This window comes from Mucilaginibacter conchicola (genome assembly GCF_003432115.1).
In the GTDB taxonomy this organism is placed as follows: domain Bacteria; phylum Bacteroidota; class Bacteroidia; order Sphingobacteriales; family Sphingobacteriaceae; genus Mucilaginibacter; species Mucilaginibacter conchicola.
In genome coordinates this window covers 40,567-55,935 of sequence record NZ_QWDC01000001.1, presented here as the reverse complement: position 1 = coordinate 55,935, position 15,369 = coordinate 40,567, and the positions used below count along the sequence as shown (strand labels likewise).

At 45.0% G+C, this 15,369-nt stretch carries 8 protein-coding genes; 6 read left to right on the top strand and 2 right to left on the bottom strand.

The features are described from left to right. Positions 1 to 3: 3 nt before the first annotated feature. Both D0C36_RS00190 and D0C36_RS00185 read right to left on the bottom strand, forming a co-directional pair. Positions 4 to 1,398: a glycoside hydrolase family 30 protein gene (locus tag D0C36_RS00190; protein ID WP_117391307.1), complete on the bottom strand. Its 1,395-nt coding sequence runs from the start codon at positions 1,396 to 1,398 to the stop codon at positions 4 to 6. Positions 1,399 to 1,486: 88 nt separating this feature from the next. Further along, the gene (locus D0C36_RS00185) at positions 1,487 to 5,773 is read right to left on the bottom strand and encodes a two-component regulator propeller domain-containing protein (protein ID WP_117389584.1); all 4,287 of its coding nucleotides are present in this window, start codon (positions 5,771 to 5,773) and stop codon (positions 1,487 to 1,489) included. Between the two features lie 194 nt (positions 5,774 to 5,967). Between D0C36_RS00185 and D0C36_RS00180 the strand changes: the two genes are divergently transcribed. From D0C36_RS00180 to D0C36_RS00155, 6 genes are all read left to right on the top strand, one after another. Further along, positions 5,968 to 6,777: a glycoside hydrolase family 16 protein gene (locus D0C36_RS00180; RefSeq protein WP_117389583.1), complete on the top strand. Its 810-nt coding sequence runs from the start codon at positions 5,968 to 5,970 to the stop codon at positions 6,775 to 6,777. A gap of 117 nt (positions 6,778 to 6,894) precedes the next feature. Continuing rightward, positions 6,895 to 9,987 carry a SusC/RagA family TonB-linked outer membrane protein gene (locus D0C36_RS00175; RefSeq protein WP_158557046.1) on the top strand — a complete coding sequence of 1,031 codons (3,093 nt, stop codon included), beginning with the start codon at positions 6,895 to 6,897 and terminating at the stop codon, positions 9,985 to 9,987. 21 nt (positions 9,988 to 10,008) lie between these two features. Continuing rightward, positions 10,009 to 11,580: a RagB/SusD family nutrient uptake outer membrane protein gene (locus tag D0C36_RS00170; protein ID WP_117389581.1), complete on the top strand. Its 1,572-nt coding sequence runs from the start codon at positions 10,009 to 10,011 to the stop codon at positions 11,578 to 11,580. Between the two features lie 92 nt (positions 11,581 to 11,672). Then, the gene (locus D0C36_RS00165; RefSeq protein ID WP_158557045.1) at positions 11,673 to 13,094 is read left to right on the top strand and encodes an aryl-sulfate sulfotransferase; all 1,422 of its coding nucleotides are present in this window, start codon (positions 11,673 to 11,675) and stop codon (positions 13,092 to 13,094) included. Then, positions 13,091 to 14,326, top strand: a complete 1,236-nt coding sequence (gene chrA, locus D0C36_RS00160) for a chromate efflux transporter (RefSeq protein ID WP_117389579.1) — start codon at positions 13,091 to 13,093, stop codon at positions 14,324 to 14,326. The genes D0C36_RS00165 and chrA overlap by 4 nt, the downstream gene beginning before the upstream one ends. Then, on the top strand, positions 14,323 to 15,369 hold the full coding sequence (locus D0C36_RS00155) for a sulfotransferase family protein (protein ID WP_117389578.1): 1,047 nt from the start codon (positions 14,323 to 14,325) through the stop codon (positions 15,367 to 15,369). The genes chrA and D0C36_RS00155 overlap by 4 nt, the downstream gene beginning before the upstream one ends.

Sequence of the window (15,369 nt, the reverse complement as noted above, 5' to 3'; positions counted from 1 at the left end):
ACCCTACCAAACAAACGTGCCAACAGCACCTGCATCAAGGCTGCAGAGCGCCGCCCTGCCGCGGTTAATGATATTAAAGATGGTTTTGCTTTTAGCGTTATTCACTACAATAAGTACCTTTTTGCCTTGCGGTGTTTTAAAAGCCACATTAGCCAGATCGCCGGTTATGTTTGAGGCAATGCGAACAGAGCCCGCGGGCACAAATTTGGATGCATGCCCTATAATGTAATACGCAACATTGCGCAAAACATCCTTCTCTACCGTAATGGCGCCAAGGCATTCGGTACAACCACCGGGCGTGTGGGGCTCGTATTTTGAATCCGCAGCTAAATTCCACTCCAGTACGTTACGGGCCCAGTTGCGTGTTGCACCTATAATAAGATTATTTACGTGCCAGTTAAGGTCGCCGGGAAAATTACCGGGTGCACCTACCCATTGCTCTGTAAAGTAAAGGTTCTTATCAGGATATGCATTATGTACCTCGCTGAGTGCTTCTATTTTACCGCCGTACAAGTGAAAAGCAGAGCCATCCACATACTTACGGGCCTCCGGGTCTTTTAAAATATCCATCGGATAATCGGGGCGGTCGGCATTATGGTCATAAGTGATGATCTTTGTTTTGATCCCCGCAGAGCGGAACGAAGGCCCTACATTATTTTTAATGAACGCAGCCTGCTCAGCAGCTTCCATCACCATGCTTGGGTTATTCTTAGGGTTAAGCGGCTCGTTCTGCAAAGTGACAGCATCAATAGTGATGCCTTTGGCTTTCATGCCACGAATGTATTTCACCAGGTACTTTGCATACACCTCATAACAATCCTGCTTTAAGCTACCCCCCATAGATGATTCATTAGTTTTCATCCATGAGGGAGGCGTCCAAGGGCTACCTAATATTTTTATACGGGGATTTATTTTAATGATATCCTGCAGGAGCGATAGCACACCGGCATCTTTTGCAAGGCTAAAATTCTTCAAATCAGGATCGGTTTGGCCGGCAGGCATATCATCATAAGTAAAAACATCAGGATTAAGGTCTGATGCACCAATGCTGATGCGCAGGTAGCTCACCCCTATACCATTGCCTGCAGTGCTGAACAATTCGTTCAATAAGCGCTTCCGTGACTGAGCAGGTAGCTTATTGATAAGTTGCGCGCTGCCACCTGTTAAAGTAAATCCAAAACCATCTATTTGCTGGTAATGCTGTTTATCATCCACCGTAATAACCGCGTACTCAGAATTTATTTTGCCGAATGCGGGTTGGACAGCCTGTTTCTTAAGCAGTTCAGACTTATCTGCGCGTGTTACCCACGAGGCTACTCTGGCAACATTTTGCGCGTTTGTTACAGCGCTACCCATGGCACTTAATACCAGGGTGCCCATCAAAATTTTTCTTAGCATGGTTTTATATTGGCAGATAAATGTAAAAACAAAAAAGCTGATTTTTAGGATGCTCCCCATTAATAGCCGATTGATTTACCAACCGATATCATAGTTTTGATGTGTTCATTGCCCCTTCTTTTCTATTCTTCAAAGTAAGTACATACTCCTTTGGTGTCATTTTATACTGTTTGGTAAAGCTTTTTGAGAAATATGATGGTGTGGCAAAGCCAACCTCATAAGCTATCTGGCTTACATTTAGCCCGCCTTGTTGTAAAAGTTCCAATGCCTTTTTAAGACGGATATTTTTAATAAAATCATGCACACCCATACCCGTGAGCGATTTGAATTTGGCATATAACACTGTACGGCTCATGGCGGCATGGTCGCTCAGCATCTTGTAGTCCAGGTCGGCATTGGAGAGATTTAGCTCGATAAACTGGCTCATCTTTTCCAGGAACTCACGATCGAGTTTATTGTAATCCAGATCATCAGGGATCAGTTTATCGGTTTCAGAGAATTGCCCTTTAACCCTATCAAGCCCCTTTATAAAATTAAAAATAACGCTCAATAGCAGTTGCCTGTTAACAGGTTTGGTAAGATAGATATCGGCACCTGCCTCATAACCTGATAATTGGCTGGCTGCATTATCCTCGCTGGTAAGCAGCAGCACCGGCAAGTGACTGGTTTGCACATCGCTTTTTATGGCGTTACAAAATTCAAGGCCATTCATTACGGGCATTATCAGGTCGGTAATAATAAGTTCAGGCTGGGTCTCTTTGGCCGTACGCAGGCCATTCACACCATTATCGGCCTCAAATATCTCGAACACTCCTGCCAGCAAAGCTTTGAGATAATTGCGCATTTCCTGGTTATCTTCCACTATCAGGATGCGTTTACCTTTTAGTATCTGCCTTTTTGCATCAGGTAGTAAATGCAATTGTTCGTCAAACTGAACATCGTTTGCCTCTTCAGTATTTTCCTTATCAAAACCTGCGCCCACGGTTTCATTGTTTAACGCTTTAGGCATAATGATGGTAATAACAGTACCCTTACCCGGCGTACTCAAAATTTGTATACGACCATTATTAACCTGCACAAAATCGCGGCAGATCTGCAGGCCAAGCCCTGTACCTGTTTCTCCTGCCGTACCAAGAGATACCTGCAATTGCGGTTCTTGTAGCTGCTGCAATTGCTCAGCCGTCATACCTATACCAGAGTCGGTAATAGATATCATTACTTCATCACCCTCGCATGCGGCGCTGATGGTGATCTTTCCCGATACCGGTGTAAATTTAATAGCGTTGCTGAGCAGGTTTCGTACAATGGTGTTCAACATCTGGTAATCGGCATACACATTCTTATCTGTGTCAATCTCCACCTTGCAGTCGATATTCTTATTGGCCAATTGTATTTGTACCAGGTAAACGTTCTTAAGGGCCAGCTCGCGCAGGTTGATGTTTACCGGCTGGCAAAGCAGATTGCTTGATTGTGTACGCGCCCAATCAAGCATATTGATCACCAGGTTATTGATAGAGTTTGATGAGCGGCTAATATCATGCACAAAAGATACCACCTCGTTAGGATTCAGATAACTCAGTCTTGTTTTAAGCAGATCAGACAAACCGGTAAGTGCCGCAATTGGGTTCTTCAAATCGTGCGCCAGGATAGAGAAGAACATATCCTTGGTTTTATTGCTCGCTTCCAATTCGTTAACCGTATTCTCCAATTGCTGGTTCTGATTAACTATCTGCTCCTGTTGTTGTAAGATCTTATCCGTTTTGCGCGATATCTCTTTGTTCACCACCTCAAGGCTTTCGTTCTGCTGGCGTATCTCGTCATAACTCTCAACCAGTTGGCTGTTGGTGTCTGATAGCTGTTGCGTACGCAGGCTTACTTCCCGCTCCAACTGCCGGTTACGTTTACGTATACCAGATAGGCGCAGGTAAAACACCACAACCACTCCCCCCGCTATCGCCAAAAACAGCAACAACTTAAACCACCAGGTTTTCCAGAACGGTGGTGTTACAATGATCTTTATCTCGCTTACTTTAGCAGACCATTGCCTGTTATTATCCAAACCTTTCACCATTAAAGTATAAGTACCGGGATCAAGGTTGGTATATGTAAGGCTGTTACGTGTGCCCAGGTTATGCCAGTCGCTTTCGTAACCTACCAGTTTGTAGCGATACTGTTTCTTCTCTCCTGCCGTGTAGTTAAGCGAAGCAAACTCGAACGAAAAGGACGATTGCTTGTAAGATAATACGATCTCCTTAGCCATAGGCACGGCCACCTTTAGTGGCGAGCCTTCGCCGCCAACGGTTACATCGCTGTTAAAAAGCTGAAAATTGGTAAACACCACCGGCGGATCAAAGTTGACGGTCTGGATCTTATCTGGTGTAAAAACATTAAAACCGTTACGACCGCCAAAATACATACGGCCGGCCTTATCCAAATAGTTGCCATACTTAAACTCGTCAGATTGTAAACCATCCGCGGTAGAGAAATTGCGGAAGGTTTTATGTTTAGGGTCAAAACGGCTAAGGCCTTTATTGGTGCTTATCCAAACATAGCCCTGCGTGTCGCCCAGTACGGCACCTACGGCATCGTTAGCCAGGCCATCTTCGGCAAAGTATGTTTTATTAATAAGCGTGCGCGGATTAAAATAGTTAAGCCCATAACTGGTACCTGCCCATATATTTCCATCGGCATCGTCCCAAATACCGGTTACCGTATTATTGCTGAACTTTTCGCTGCCTTTTGGCAATGCTTTTACTGTTGTGTAGGCGCTAAACGTACCGTCGCCATTGTACTTGTTTAAGCCCCCTTCATCGGTACCCACCCAAACAATACCGTTACGGTCTTCATGCATGGTAAGGATGTAATTGCTGCTAATGCTGCCGGGAGCACCATTCACAAAGTGTGAGAATTTGCCCGTTGCCTCATTGTACAGATCAAGTCCGCCGCCGTAGGTGCCCACCCACATCCTGTTCTTGCTATCGTGCAGAATATAAAAAGCATTGTTATTACTTAAACTGCCGGGATCGCCGGGTATGTTACGAAAATGCTTGTAGGTATTTGTTGCGGGGTTAAATACTGTTACGCCATCTCCCCATGTACCTACCCAAATATTGTGGTTACCATCCTGCGCCATGTTAAGCACATAATTACCGGCAATGCTGGCAGCATTACCGGGCTGGTGTTTGTAGTATTTAAAACTGCCGGTTAAGGGATTAAACAGATCTAACCCGCCGCCATCGGTACCTATCCATATACGGTGCTGGTCATCTTCAAAAATGCCGTTTACAATATTGTTGCTTAGCCCGTTAGCATCATGCTGATACTTATAGTGTGTAAATACGCCCTCGTCTATCCGCACCATGGAGATGCCCGAGTTGGCCGTACCTATCCACATATTGCCTTTCTTGTCGCGTTTAATGCAGTTAATAGTATTACTGCTGATACTGCCTGCATCATTATCTACATGGTGATACGTTACCGAACTTTTAGTAACAGGATTATAAATACTTAAACCGCCATTCTCGGTACCTATCCAAAGGTTGCCTTTGGTATCCTCTTCCATGCAAAGCAAAAAACGATGTGCATTGGCCTCAAAAGAGTTTTCAAACTGTACCTGCTTAAACGTATCCGTTGCTGCATCATACTGGTGCAGGCCGCCGCCATAAGTACCCACCCATATCCGCTGCTGATGATCCTGGTATATAAATTTGATATTGTTGTGGGTGAGTCCGCGTGCTGTGCCATCATTTGTGCCATAATGCTTAAGATATTTGCCGCCGGCCGAGAATATATAAATGCCATTGGCACCCGTACCTGCCCAGATATTCCCTTTACTATCCTTAATAATATTGGTGATATTTTGGTTGGATGCATTGCCCGTTAATAGGCTTTTGAGTGTTTTGCTACCTGCATCGTACCGGTATAAACCTTTATCGCTGCTGCCTAACCATATCACCTTACTGCCATCAGCATACAAAGTATGTATATAGTTGCTGATATTGGTCATCCCGGGCAGCTTGTTATCAGCGGCGTAAAATTGCTCGGCCCTAAGGTCAAGTACCGTTAGCCCGCCATCGGCAGTGGCAACCAGCAGGTTGGCGTTATTATCTTCTAAAAGCGCTTTTATATCATTTGAGGCGATGGCGCTTTTATTATTGGGATTTTTCCTAAAGACTTTGAATTTATAACCATCGTAACGGTTAAGGCCATCTCGGGTACCAAACCACATAAAGCCCTGCCTGTCCTGGTAAATGCACTGCACCTCGCTGCGAGATAATCCGCCGGATGTACCCAGCTGGGTGAACTTAAGGTTTTGCGTTTGCCCAAAAGCCGTTACTACAAAAAAACTTAATAAAATACTCAGCCTAAGGCGCATGCTCAATTAAATCAGGTGGTTAAGATAATTACAATGTTAAAATACCAATAAATGATCATAAACAGGGCTATAGAGCTCAAAAACAATCAAAAATGGACAGGATTGCAATTATTGCGGACTATTGGAAATAATAGGAAAAGCATCTCGCATAATATTGCATTGTACAAAACACCCCCGACTAATTGATCTGATTGATGAGAAAGAATTTTTACACAGCATTTATTTCAGTTTCGCTAATAGTTATCCTTGGGCAGCGTACTGCCGCCCAGGATTTCTTTGATGACTTTAACGGAACAAAACTCAATAGTTCGTACTGGAAAAAAGAAAATACCAAATGGGGCGAAAACCCTGCAAAAGGAACCCACGGCGGCGTGATACCGGAGAACGTTTATGTTAAGGATGGCAACCTGGTGATACGTGCTCATGGCAATTATTACACCGGTAATATATGGGGCCACGGACAAAAAACTAAAGTAGGCGGCGTTATTAGCAGCAAGCGCAGTTTTGCATCGGGCAGCTACGAGGTACGCGCCAAGATATGCCCGCAAGTTGGCGCATTATCAGCCTTCTGGACTTACTATTACAAAAGTGACACTGCTAACCACGAGATAGATTTTGAATTTCCGGGACGTAACCAGGCGCCAAATACGCCCGAAAAATCGGATATTACATGGGGTTTAATGACCAGCTGGCGTGGCGTAGGCGACGACATGCACAAAACCACCGATATGCCGTTTGGCAACCAGGCCGACGGGCAGTACCACTTGTACCGCATTGAATGGCATACCGGCAGCCCTACCGAAAAAGCACGGGTAGAGTGGTATTACGATAACAAATTAATGACAACCGCTTATGATTTTGTACCCGACAGGGCTTCAAAATTTTGGGTAGGTATTTGGTTCCCTTACTGGATAGGCCGCGCCGATTTTATTGTGGATTACATGTATGTTGACTGGATAAAAATTAAAGAATACAAAGAGCCCGGAGACAAGCCTGCTAAATAACGGCCACCGGAATTAAAAATACACACCCCTAAACCTGCTGACAAAAACTAAATTTTCTTTACCCTAATTTTCTTAAAAATGGTAAAAACCTTTACTAAACACAAAACAACAAGCTTAATGCCCGGGCGCCTGGCTAAACTGGCCGTATGTGCCGGCATCTGCCTATCGGTGCAGATGGCGTGGCATGATGCCGCGCTGGCAGCCGAACCAGCACAAGCAAAAACAAACATTGCTGCCGTACAGATAACCGGTACAGTTACCGACGAAACCGGCGCCACCCTTCCTGGCGTTAACGTTTCTGTTAAAGGCGGTAAAACCGGTACCACTACCAATGCCGATGGTGCTTACCGCCTAAATGTTGAGCCTGGTTCAACGCTGGTATTCTCAATGATGGGTTTTACCACCCAGGAAATAAAAGTTACCGACCAAAAGGTAGTTGATGTGAAGATGCTGCAAGCAAACAAGCAATTGAGCGAGATATTGGTAGTTGGTTACGGTTCTAAAAACAAAAACACCTTTACGGGTTCGGCAGTTGCGCTTAATGCCGAAGATCTGAACAAATCTTCGCAATCATTAGCACAGATGCTGCAAGGCCGTGCACCGGGCGTGCAGGTAACGCAAAACAACGGTACGCCGGGTGCATCATTATCCATCCGCGTACGTGGTACCAACTCTATCAATGCAGATAGCGAGCCACTTTACGTTATTGATGGTTTCCCGGTAAGCTCGGGTGTAGGTTTCTCTATCAATCCTGATGATGTTGCCTCGTTAACCGTTTTGAAAGATGCATCTTCAACAGCTATCTACGGTGCGCGTGGTGCTAATGGTGTTATCATGATCACCACAAAAAGCGGTAACAAACATAAAAGCAGCTTAAACATTCATAGCTATGCCGGTTTCCAGCAAATAGTAAACCGTTTCGACTTGATGAACGGTTATCAAAATGCTATAAGGTTAAACAACCTGGCTACTGCGCAGGGCAATACGCCGCCTTATGGTGCAGGCCGTTTAGATTCTTTACAACAAGGCATTTTAGGCACCAACTGGCAGAACGAGGTATTTCGCACAGGTTATGTACAAAGCCATACTTTGAGCTTTGAAGGTGGCGGGCCAAAAACCAATATATTCTCCAGCTTTGATTACCTTAACCAGGAAGGTATAGTTATCAAATCGGGCTATCAGCGTATAGGTGGCCGTGTTAACATTAACCATACCGTTAATGATAAACTTACCATGAGTGCCCGTGTTTTTGGCAACTACGGCATTCAGAATGATTTGCCGCTGGCTCCATCAACCATTAACGGTTTCCTTAAACAAGTATTAAAGGCAAACCCGGCATCAACATTTGATAGCGGTGTTTCGGCACAGCGCGATGCGCAAAACCCGCTGCACTTCCTGGCAGCAGAAGACCGCTCAAATACATCTTATCGTACACAGGCATACTACTCACTAAAATTTGAGCCTATTAAAAACCTGGTGTTTCAAACAGATGTAGGTGCTGATATGACGCGCTCTGAGGCATTATATTTTGCACCATCTACAGTAGTTACGGTATCGGCAACAAAAGGTAAAGCAACCATCACCAACATTGATGAGCGCGAACTGATCGTTAACCCAACCTTAAAATACGCCATCAAACAAGGTGGTCACAACCTTAATTTACTTGCCGGTTTTAACGGCCAAAAATCAACTTATTGGGAAAACGGCACCATTGCTACCAACTTTGCCAGCGATGAACTGGGATATAATAACTTATCTAACGCAGGTACTTTCCAGTCATACTCGGTAAGGGCGGCTGATGCCAAACGCGCCAGCTGGTTCGGTCGTTTTGATTACGATTACAAAAACAAATATATCTTAACAGGTACCTTCCGTGCAGACGGCTCATCAGTGTTTGGCCCTAATCACAAATGGGGTTACTTCCCGTCGGCAGCGGCGGCATGGAATTTTGCCGAAGAAGACGTTATCAAAGAAAAAGGCTGGTTCACAACAGGTAAACTTCGTGGCAGTTACGGTATTACAGGTAATGATCGTATACCTACCGGTTCGTCGCAAGGTACGTTTGGTGCCAATAACAGCACCAAGTATACTTTTGATGGTGTATCAACCGTGCAGGGTATTGCTATTGATCGCTTATCAAGCCCTGACCTGAAATGGGAAGAAACAAAAGCGTTAGACTTAGGATTAGATCTGGGCATATTCAACAACCGTGTTATACTCGAGGTAGATTATTATAAAAAGAATACCAATGACCTGCTTTTGGCACGTAGCATATCGCCCTCAACGGGCTTCGTAACCCGGTTCGGTAATGCCGGTGCTGTAGTTAACCAGGGCTGGGAGTTTTTCTTGCAAACCACTAACCTGCGTGCAAAAGATTTCAGGTGGAATAGCACATTATCTTATTCTATCAACACCAACAAGGTAACATCATTGGGTAATAACAATGCCGACATCCCGGTAGGCTCATTTAAACCTGATGGCGCGGCCAACTTCGAGTCGCCGTTCATTATCCGTAAAGGCGCGCCACTGGGTGCTATTTATGGCTACGTTTATGAAGGCATTGTACAGCAAAACGACCCTGTGTTAACAACCACGCAGAAAAACTCAAACCCCGGCGATCCTAAATTTAAAGATGTAAACGGCGATGGTACAGTAAACGCCGACGACCGCATTATTTTAGGAACCGGCGTGCCGAAAGCAATTTTTGGTTTCACCAACAACATTGTATACAAAGGCTTTGAGCTTGATATTGTGGTGCAGGGCCAAACCGGTGGTAAATTACTAAACGTACAGAAAGAGGATTTACTGAACCCAATATCAAACGGAAACGGTTTGGTGCAAGTGTCAACAGATGTATGGTCGCCAACTAACCCTAACGGTACAGTGCCGGCCAACGGCTTTTACGGTACAACACATGGTGGTTTTGTAAACTCAAGATTTGTTGAAAGCTCTGATTTTGTACGTGTTAAAAACGTAACTTTAGGCTACACCCTGCCAGAGCGCATCACCAAAAGGTTTGGCGTATCGGTTTTACACTTTTATGTAAACGCGCAAAACCTGCTTACCTGGACCAAATACAGCGGCCTCGACCCTGAAATAGGCAATATAGTTGATGGATCGCAACAAAACAGGAACGTGGCAAGGGCTATGGATTTTAATGCCTTCCCACTGGCAAAAATGTACCTGTTAGGAGCAAAAGTTACTTTTTAATATTTTTAAGCTATTACAAACATGAAACTTAATAAAAATATCATACTGTTAGCCGGCTCTATCAGCATTGCTGCGCTGAGTTGTAAAAACGGGCTTAAAGAAGAAACCTATTCGGTTTTTGATGCCAATACGCTAACCAAACCCGCCAATGGCGAACAAGCTGTACGTGGCACTTACGCCGGCTTAAAAGATAACGGCGGCTACGGCTACTATGCAGGTTTCCTTTACTGGTTGTATGAGTATCCGGGCGATGTGGTTACCACTACCCTAACTGCCCGCCAGGGCGTACAGTTAGATCAATTGACCTATGATGCTAACAACGCCACCATTAATGATGTGTGGACAAGTATCTTCCGCCTGGTATCGAGGGCTAACGAGTCTGAAGAGATCATCAAAAATATCGATTATGTGGCCAATGGCTCAAGCGATGCATTGAAGAGACAACATTTGGGCGAAGTACGCTTCCTGCGTGCTTTGGCTTATTATGATGCTACTTCGCTTTGGGGTAATGTGCCGTTGTTCATCAAACCATCTTCGCAGTATACTGAGGCTGATGAAAACCCGCCTTTAACCGAGCAATCAAAGGTTGAAGATGCCATGATTGCCGACCTGGAATATGCTGAGGCTAACCTGCCTGAAACTTACGCTGCATCTGAAGTTGCCCGCGCTACATCCGGCGCTGCTAAGGCATTGCTTGGTCGCTTATACATGCGCCGGTTGGAATGGAAAAAGGCTGCTGATAAACTGGCCGAGGTGATGAACAAAAACTACGACCTGCGCACCCGTGCCGAAGGTGGTGTAGTTTCCCTGTTCTCGCGCGATAACCGCTCTGATAACGAGTTTATCTTCGTACTGAAATCATCAAGTGAGGTAGATGCTTATACCATCAACTCAAACAGCTTTGGGCAAAACTCAACCCCATGGGATTATAACCGCGGCTGGGGTAACTTCCCGCTTAACCTGTCGTTCTATTCTATTTTTGATCCGGCAGATGCACGTCGTGACCTGCTGACCGGTAAGTTCCGCACCATATATGGGCAGATAATGGCCGTGCCAAAACAATATGGCGGCGAGGCTACTGCTGCAGGCAGGGATACTATTTTGGCGACCTTTGTTTACAACTTAAAATATCCGCATACGGGTAATTATAACTACTCGGGTTTTAACAACGTAACCATTTTGCGCTACGCGGATGTGTTACTGATGCGTGCCGAAGCCCTGAACGAATTGAACGGCCCTAATCAGGAAAGTGTTACGCTGGTTAACCAGATCCGCAGCCGCGCAGGATTAACAGAATATACTCTGGCCAGTTTTGGTAGTAAAGCTGCTTTGCGCGATGCCATTTTTGATGAGCGTAACAAAGAATTCTTTATGGAAGGCCGCCGCCGCGATGACCTGATCCGCTGGAGCAGGGAAGCCGGTAACAGCCCTACCTCACTGGTGAAGTTCAAGGAAAAAGTAGTTCCTACACTTAAAGACCCTAATACGTATTCTGATGCGGTAAATTATGCGCTTTACCCGTATCCGCTTAACGAGATCCAAAGCAATACATCGCTTAACCAAAGCCTTAACGACGGCCGCGTTAGACGATAATTTTTTTACATGAGAGTACCCTTTTGGAAGGATACCGTTTTTGCGGTATCTTTTCCATTTGGGTTTTATTATTTGCTCTTAAACCATACTGTGTGATTAAAAAAGACAAAATACTCACCATATTATTAGCATTAGCAGGATTAGCAGGCGCAATCATTTTGTATTTATACAAAGATGACTTGCGTCCGCTGCGTATAAAACATATTGAGTTGGTGAAGCTTCCGGCAAATCGCTTACGCTTCCAGGTTAATGTGCAAACCACGCGCAATTGCAATACCGTGTTGGCTTATTGGAAGACGGGTACGAAAGATACCTTGTACACCAAAGTATCAGCAGATGGCAGCAATCACAAACTATTCATTACAGCTACCGAAGGCAGAACGAGGTACCAGTTCAAAGTACAGGCAGCTGTTGACGGGGATGTGGTTGAGAGCAAAACCTATCCGCTGGTCACCCAACCTATCTATCAGGCTACCCCCTACTTTACTTTAGAACAGGTAGACAGCGCGTTGAAACCCGAACTGAAGAACAAATACTTCCTCACCCAGATTTTGACAGAACCAGGCTCAATGGTGATCATCGATAGTAAAGGCGAAATAGTTTGGTATGAACCTTTCAAAAAAGGTGTAAAGGTTAGCCACTGGACAAAGGATAAAACCATACTGGCTATTGTTGGCCCCGAGAAAATCCCATCATCAGGCGGCGACGAGATAATTGAGATGGGACTGGATGGTAAGATCATCACCCACCTCAAAAAAGGAAAGGGCGATATGGATAAGCTGGTGCACCACGAGGTGCGCAAGGATAAGGATGGAAACATCTACTCCTTAACCTTCACTCAAAAGATAGTCGATCTCTCCTCTGTAAAAGGTAAACAACAGGATACCGTTAAAGGAGATGGTTTGGTACTTTTCAGCAAAGCAGGCAAAAAGCTTTGGGAATGGTCGGTGCTTGACCATTTAGATCCGCTGGCCGATCCGGAAATATTGAAACATAAAAAGGATTGGGTACACGGCAATGCAGCTTTCCGACTGCCTGATGGTAACTTCCTGATGTCGTTCCGTGACCTGAACCAGATTTGGAAGATAGATTTTAAGACAGGCAAGGTGCTTTGGAAATTTGGCGAGAAAGGTGATATGAGGATGGCGCCTGCAGAGTATTTTCACGCGCAGCATTACATCCATCCGGTGCAGGACGGCAACTATATGTTGTTAGATAACGGTGATAAAACGCACATCTCCCGCGCCATGATATTTAAGCTGGATGAGGCACAGAAGGAAGCAAAAGCATTAAACATCGTAACCCTGCCACCAGAGTATTATACCACGGCAAAAGGCAGCGCCGCGTTGTTTGGTAAAAAGAAAGATAAAGTGTTATTCTGTTTAACAGATCCTCGCTCCTTTCTCATAACAGATATGAAAGGCAAAATACTTTGGCGCATCCAGGTAGGCGGCGACCCTTACCGGCTGGAAGAGATAGACGATTTTTTGTACACAAAACCAACGTTTAAATGAAAGCAGTAATTAATATTGCTACTGAAGAACATACACAGGCAAAAAGCGAAAGCGTATCGCTTAGCTACCTGTTCTTTACCTTTTTTAAGATAGGCATGGTATCCTTCGGCGGGCACATGGCGCTGGTTTCAGTAGTGCAACGCATACTGGTTGAGCGCGATAAGGTGATTGATAACGAGCAGGTGCTAAGCAGTGTTGGTATTGCCAGTTTGCTGCCAGGGCCATTAGCGGTGAATGTTGTTGGTCAGTTGGGCTACCAATTGCGTAAAGGCCGCGGTGCGGTGGCAAGTACGGTGGGTATTATCCTGCCCGCATTTATCCTGATGCTGGTATTGTCATGGGCATATTTTAGTCAGCGGGCATTTTTTAGCAGTACCGGTATTTTAAGCTACGTTACCGGTACAGTTTGCGCAGTAATTTTGGCCACAGGCTTTCAGCTATTTAAAAAGGAACTGCTGGGTAACAACACCAAGCTCATCATTTTCGGGGTAGCGCTGGCTACTTTAATTTACAGCGCTAACTACATTGTTTCTATACTGATATTAATTGCCGGCGGCATTGCAGGTGTATTGCTGCAACTCCAGCAAAAAGAAGCGCAAAACGACAACAGTATTGAAAAGGGCAACATTAGTCTTTTAGAAAAGATAGCGCTCGGACTGCTTGCCATTAATCAGGTAATTTTCTTCACCAACAACACGCGTAATATCAGTAACGGCACTTTAAAACTGATACTGATATTCGCTGGTATCAGCCTCTCGCTTTTTGGTGGCGGTTATGTGATGATCCCCATTATGCAATCGCTTTTTGTGAACGAGTTGCATTGGTTAACCGGTAAAGAATTTATCGATGCGATAGCATTCAGCCAGGCTACACCTGGCCCTATTTTGATAAGTGCCACATTTATTGGTTACAAAGCTGCAGGCTTTGCAGGCGCGTTGATAGCCACTGTAGCCATTTTTGCACCGGCAGTTTTCCTGAGTGTGGTGGTAAACACGTTCATCAATAATCACCAGGCCAATAAAACGGTTAAGAACCTGCTGGCAGGCGTAAAAACTGTTGTGGTGGCACTCATAATTTCATCGGCATGGAAACTAATGGCCGGGCAACATATCGATTGGCTATTTTGCAGCATATTAGCCATAAGTTTTATCCTCAATTTTAAATACAAAGTAAGCCCGGTTTACCTGGTACTGGGCGCAATCCTGGCAGGAACCCTAATCAATTTTATATGAGAACTACATTTGACGGCATCCAGATCATCGGCACGCAACGCTCGGGCTCAAACTTGTTAAGGGTTATCCTCGATCAATCAGATGAACTGGCATCCCCACACCCGCCGCACATCCTCACTACTTTTGTGCCATTGTTGCCACTTTATGGCGACATGGACGAAACCTCATACCGCATGCTGGTGAATGATGTGGTAGATTACGTAAATGCTAACCCCGTGCCCTGGGATGGTATCATGTTCGATAAAAAGGAGATCTTCCGGGCCTCACGCATGTACTCATTATATGAGCTGAACAGGCTGATATACGAGCAAGCCGCCAAAACCAAGCAAGCCCGTTACTGGTGCTGTAAAAGCATGGCCAACGTGCATTATGCTGATGAATTGGAAGCTGCAGGCCTTAACCTAAAATACATTTACCTGTATCGCGATGGCCGGGATGTGGCAGCTTCCTTCAAAAAAGCAGTAGTGGGCGAAAAGCATGCCTATCACCTCGCTAAACAATGGCAGCACGATCAGGCTGCATCTCTCCGGTTAGAGAAACAAATGCCGGCAGACCGCTTCTATAAGCTCAACTATGAAACCCTGATAGCAGAACCTGAAAGTACAGTGAAACAACTGTGTGCGTTTCTGGATATCCCTTATGTAGAATCGATGCTATCATTCTACGAATCAAAAAATTCTAAACTAACTGCCGAGGCCGGCGAGATGTGGAGCAACCTTAAAAAGCCCATCATAAAAGATAATACCGGTAAATACAACTCCGTTTTTAAAGATAACGACCTGCAGATATTTGAACTGGTGGCCGGCAGCGCGCTTACCGATCTGGGTTACCAGCTGCACAGCGGCATAAATGAAAGCAATAAACATATATTTGCCGGTGAACTGCTTACCGACGAAAAGATAAAGGAATACACGGCTATTAATACCCAACTGAAGAAAGAAACTCTGGTTGAAGCCCGCCCATCTGACCTGGAAAATCGCCGCCCGCAGGAAGAAATAGTGAAAAGTATAAAGGCAAGGGCCACAATGCCTCAAAGTGTTTGA

What these genes read in the sequence shown, in the direction of transcription:
- D0C36_RS00170 (WP_117389581.1), top strand. Translation starts at nt 10,009, where the DNA reads ATGAAACTTAATAAAAATATCATACTGTTAGCCGGCTCTATCAGCATT.
- D0C36_RS00155 (WP_117389578.1), top strand. Translation starts at nt 14,323, where the DNA reads ATGAGAACTACATTTGACGGCATCCAGATCATCGGCACGCAACGCTCG.
- chrA (WP_117389579.1), top strand. Translation starts at nt 13,091, where the DNA reads ATGAAAGCAGTAATTAATATTGCTACTGAAGAACATACACAGGCAAAA.
- D0C36_RS00175 (WP_158557046.1), top strand. Translation starts at nt 6,895, where the DNA reads ATGCCCGGGCGCCTGGCTAAACTGGCCGTATGTGCCGGCATCTGCCTA.
- D0C36_RS00185 (WP_117389584.1), bottom strand. Translation starts at nt 5,773, where the DNA reads ATGCGCCTTAGGCTGAGTATTTTATTAAGTTTTTTTGTAGTAACGGCT.
- D0C36_RS00180 (WP_117389583.1), top strand. Translation starts at nt 5,968, where the DNA reads ATGAGAAAGAATTTTTACACAGCATTTATTTCAGTTTCGCTAATAGTT.
- D0C36_RS00190 (WP_117391307.1), bottom strand. Translation starts at nt 1,398, where the DNA reads ATGCTAAGAAAAATTTTGATGGGCACCCTGGTATTAAGTGCCATGGGT.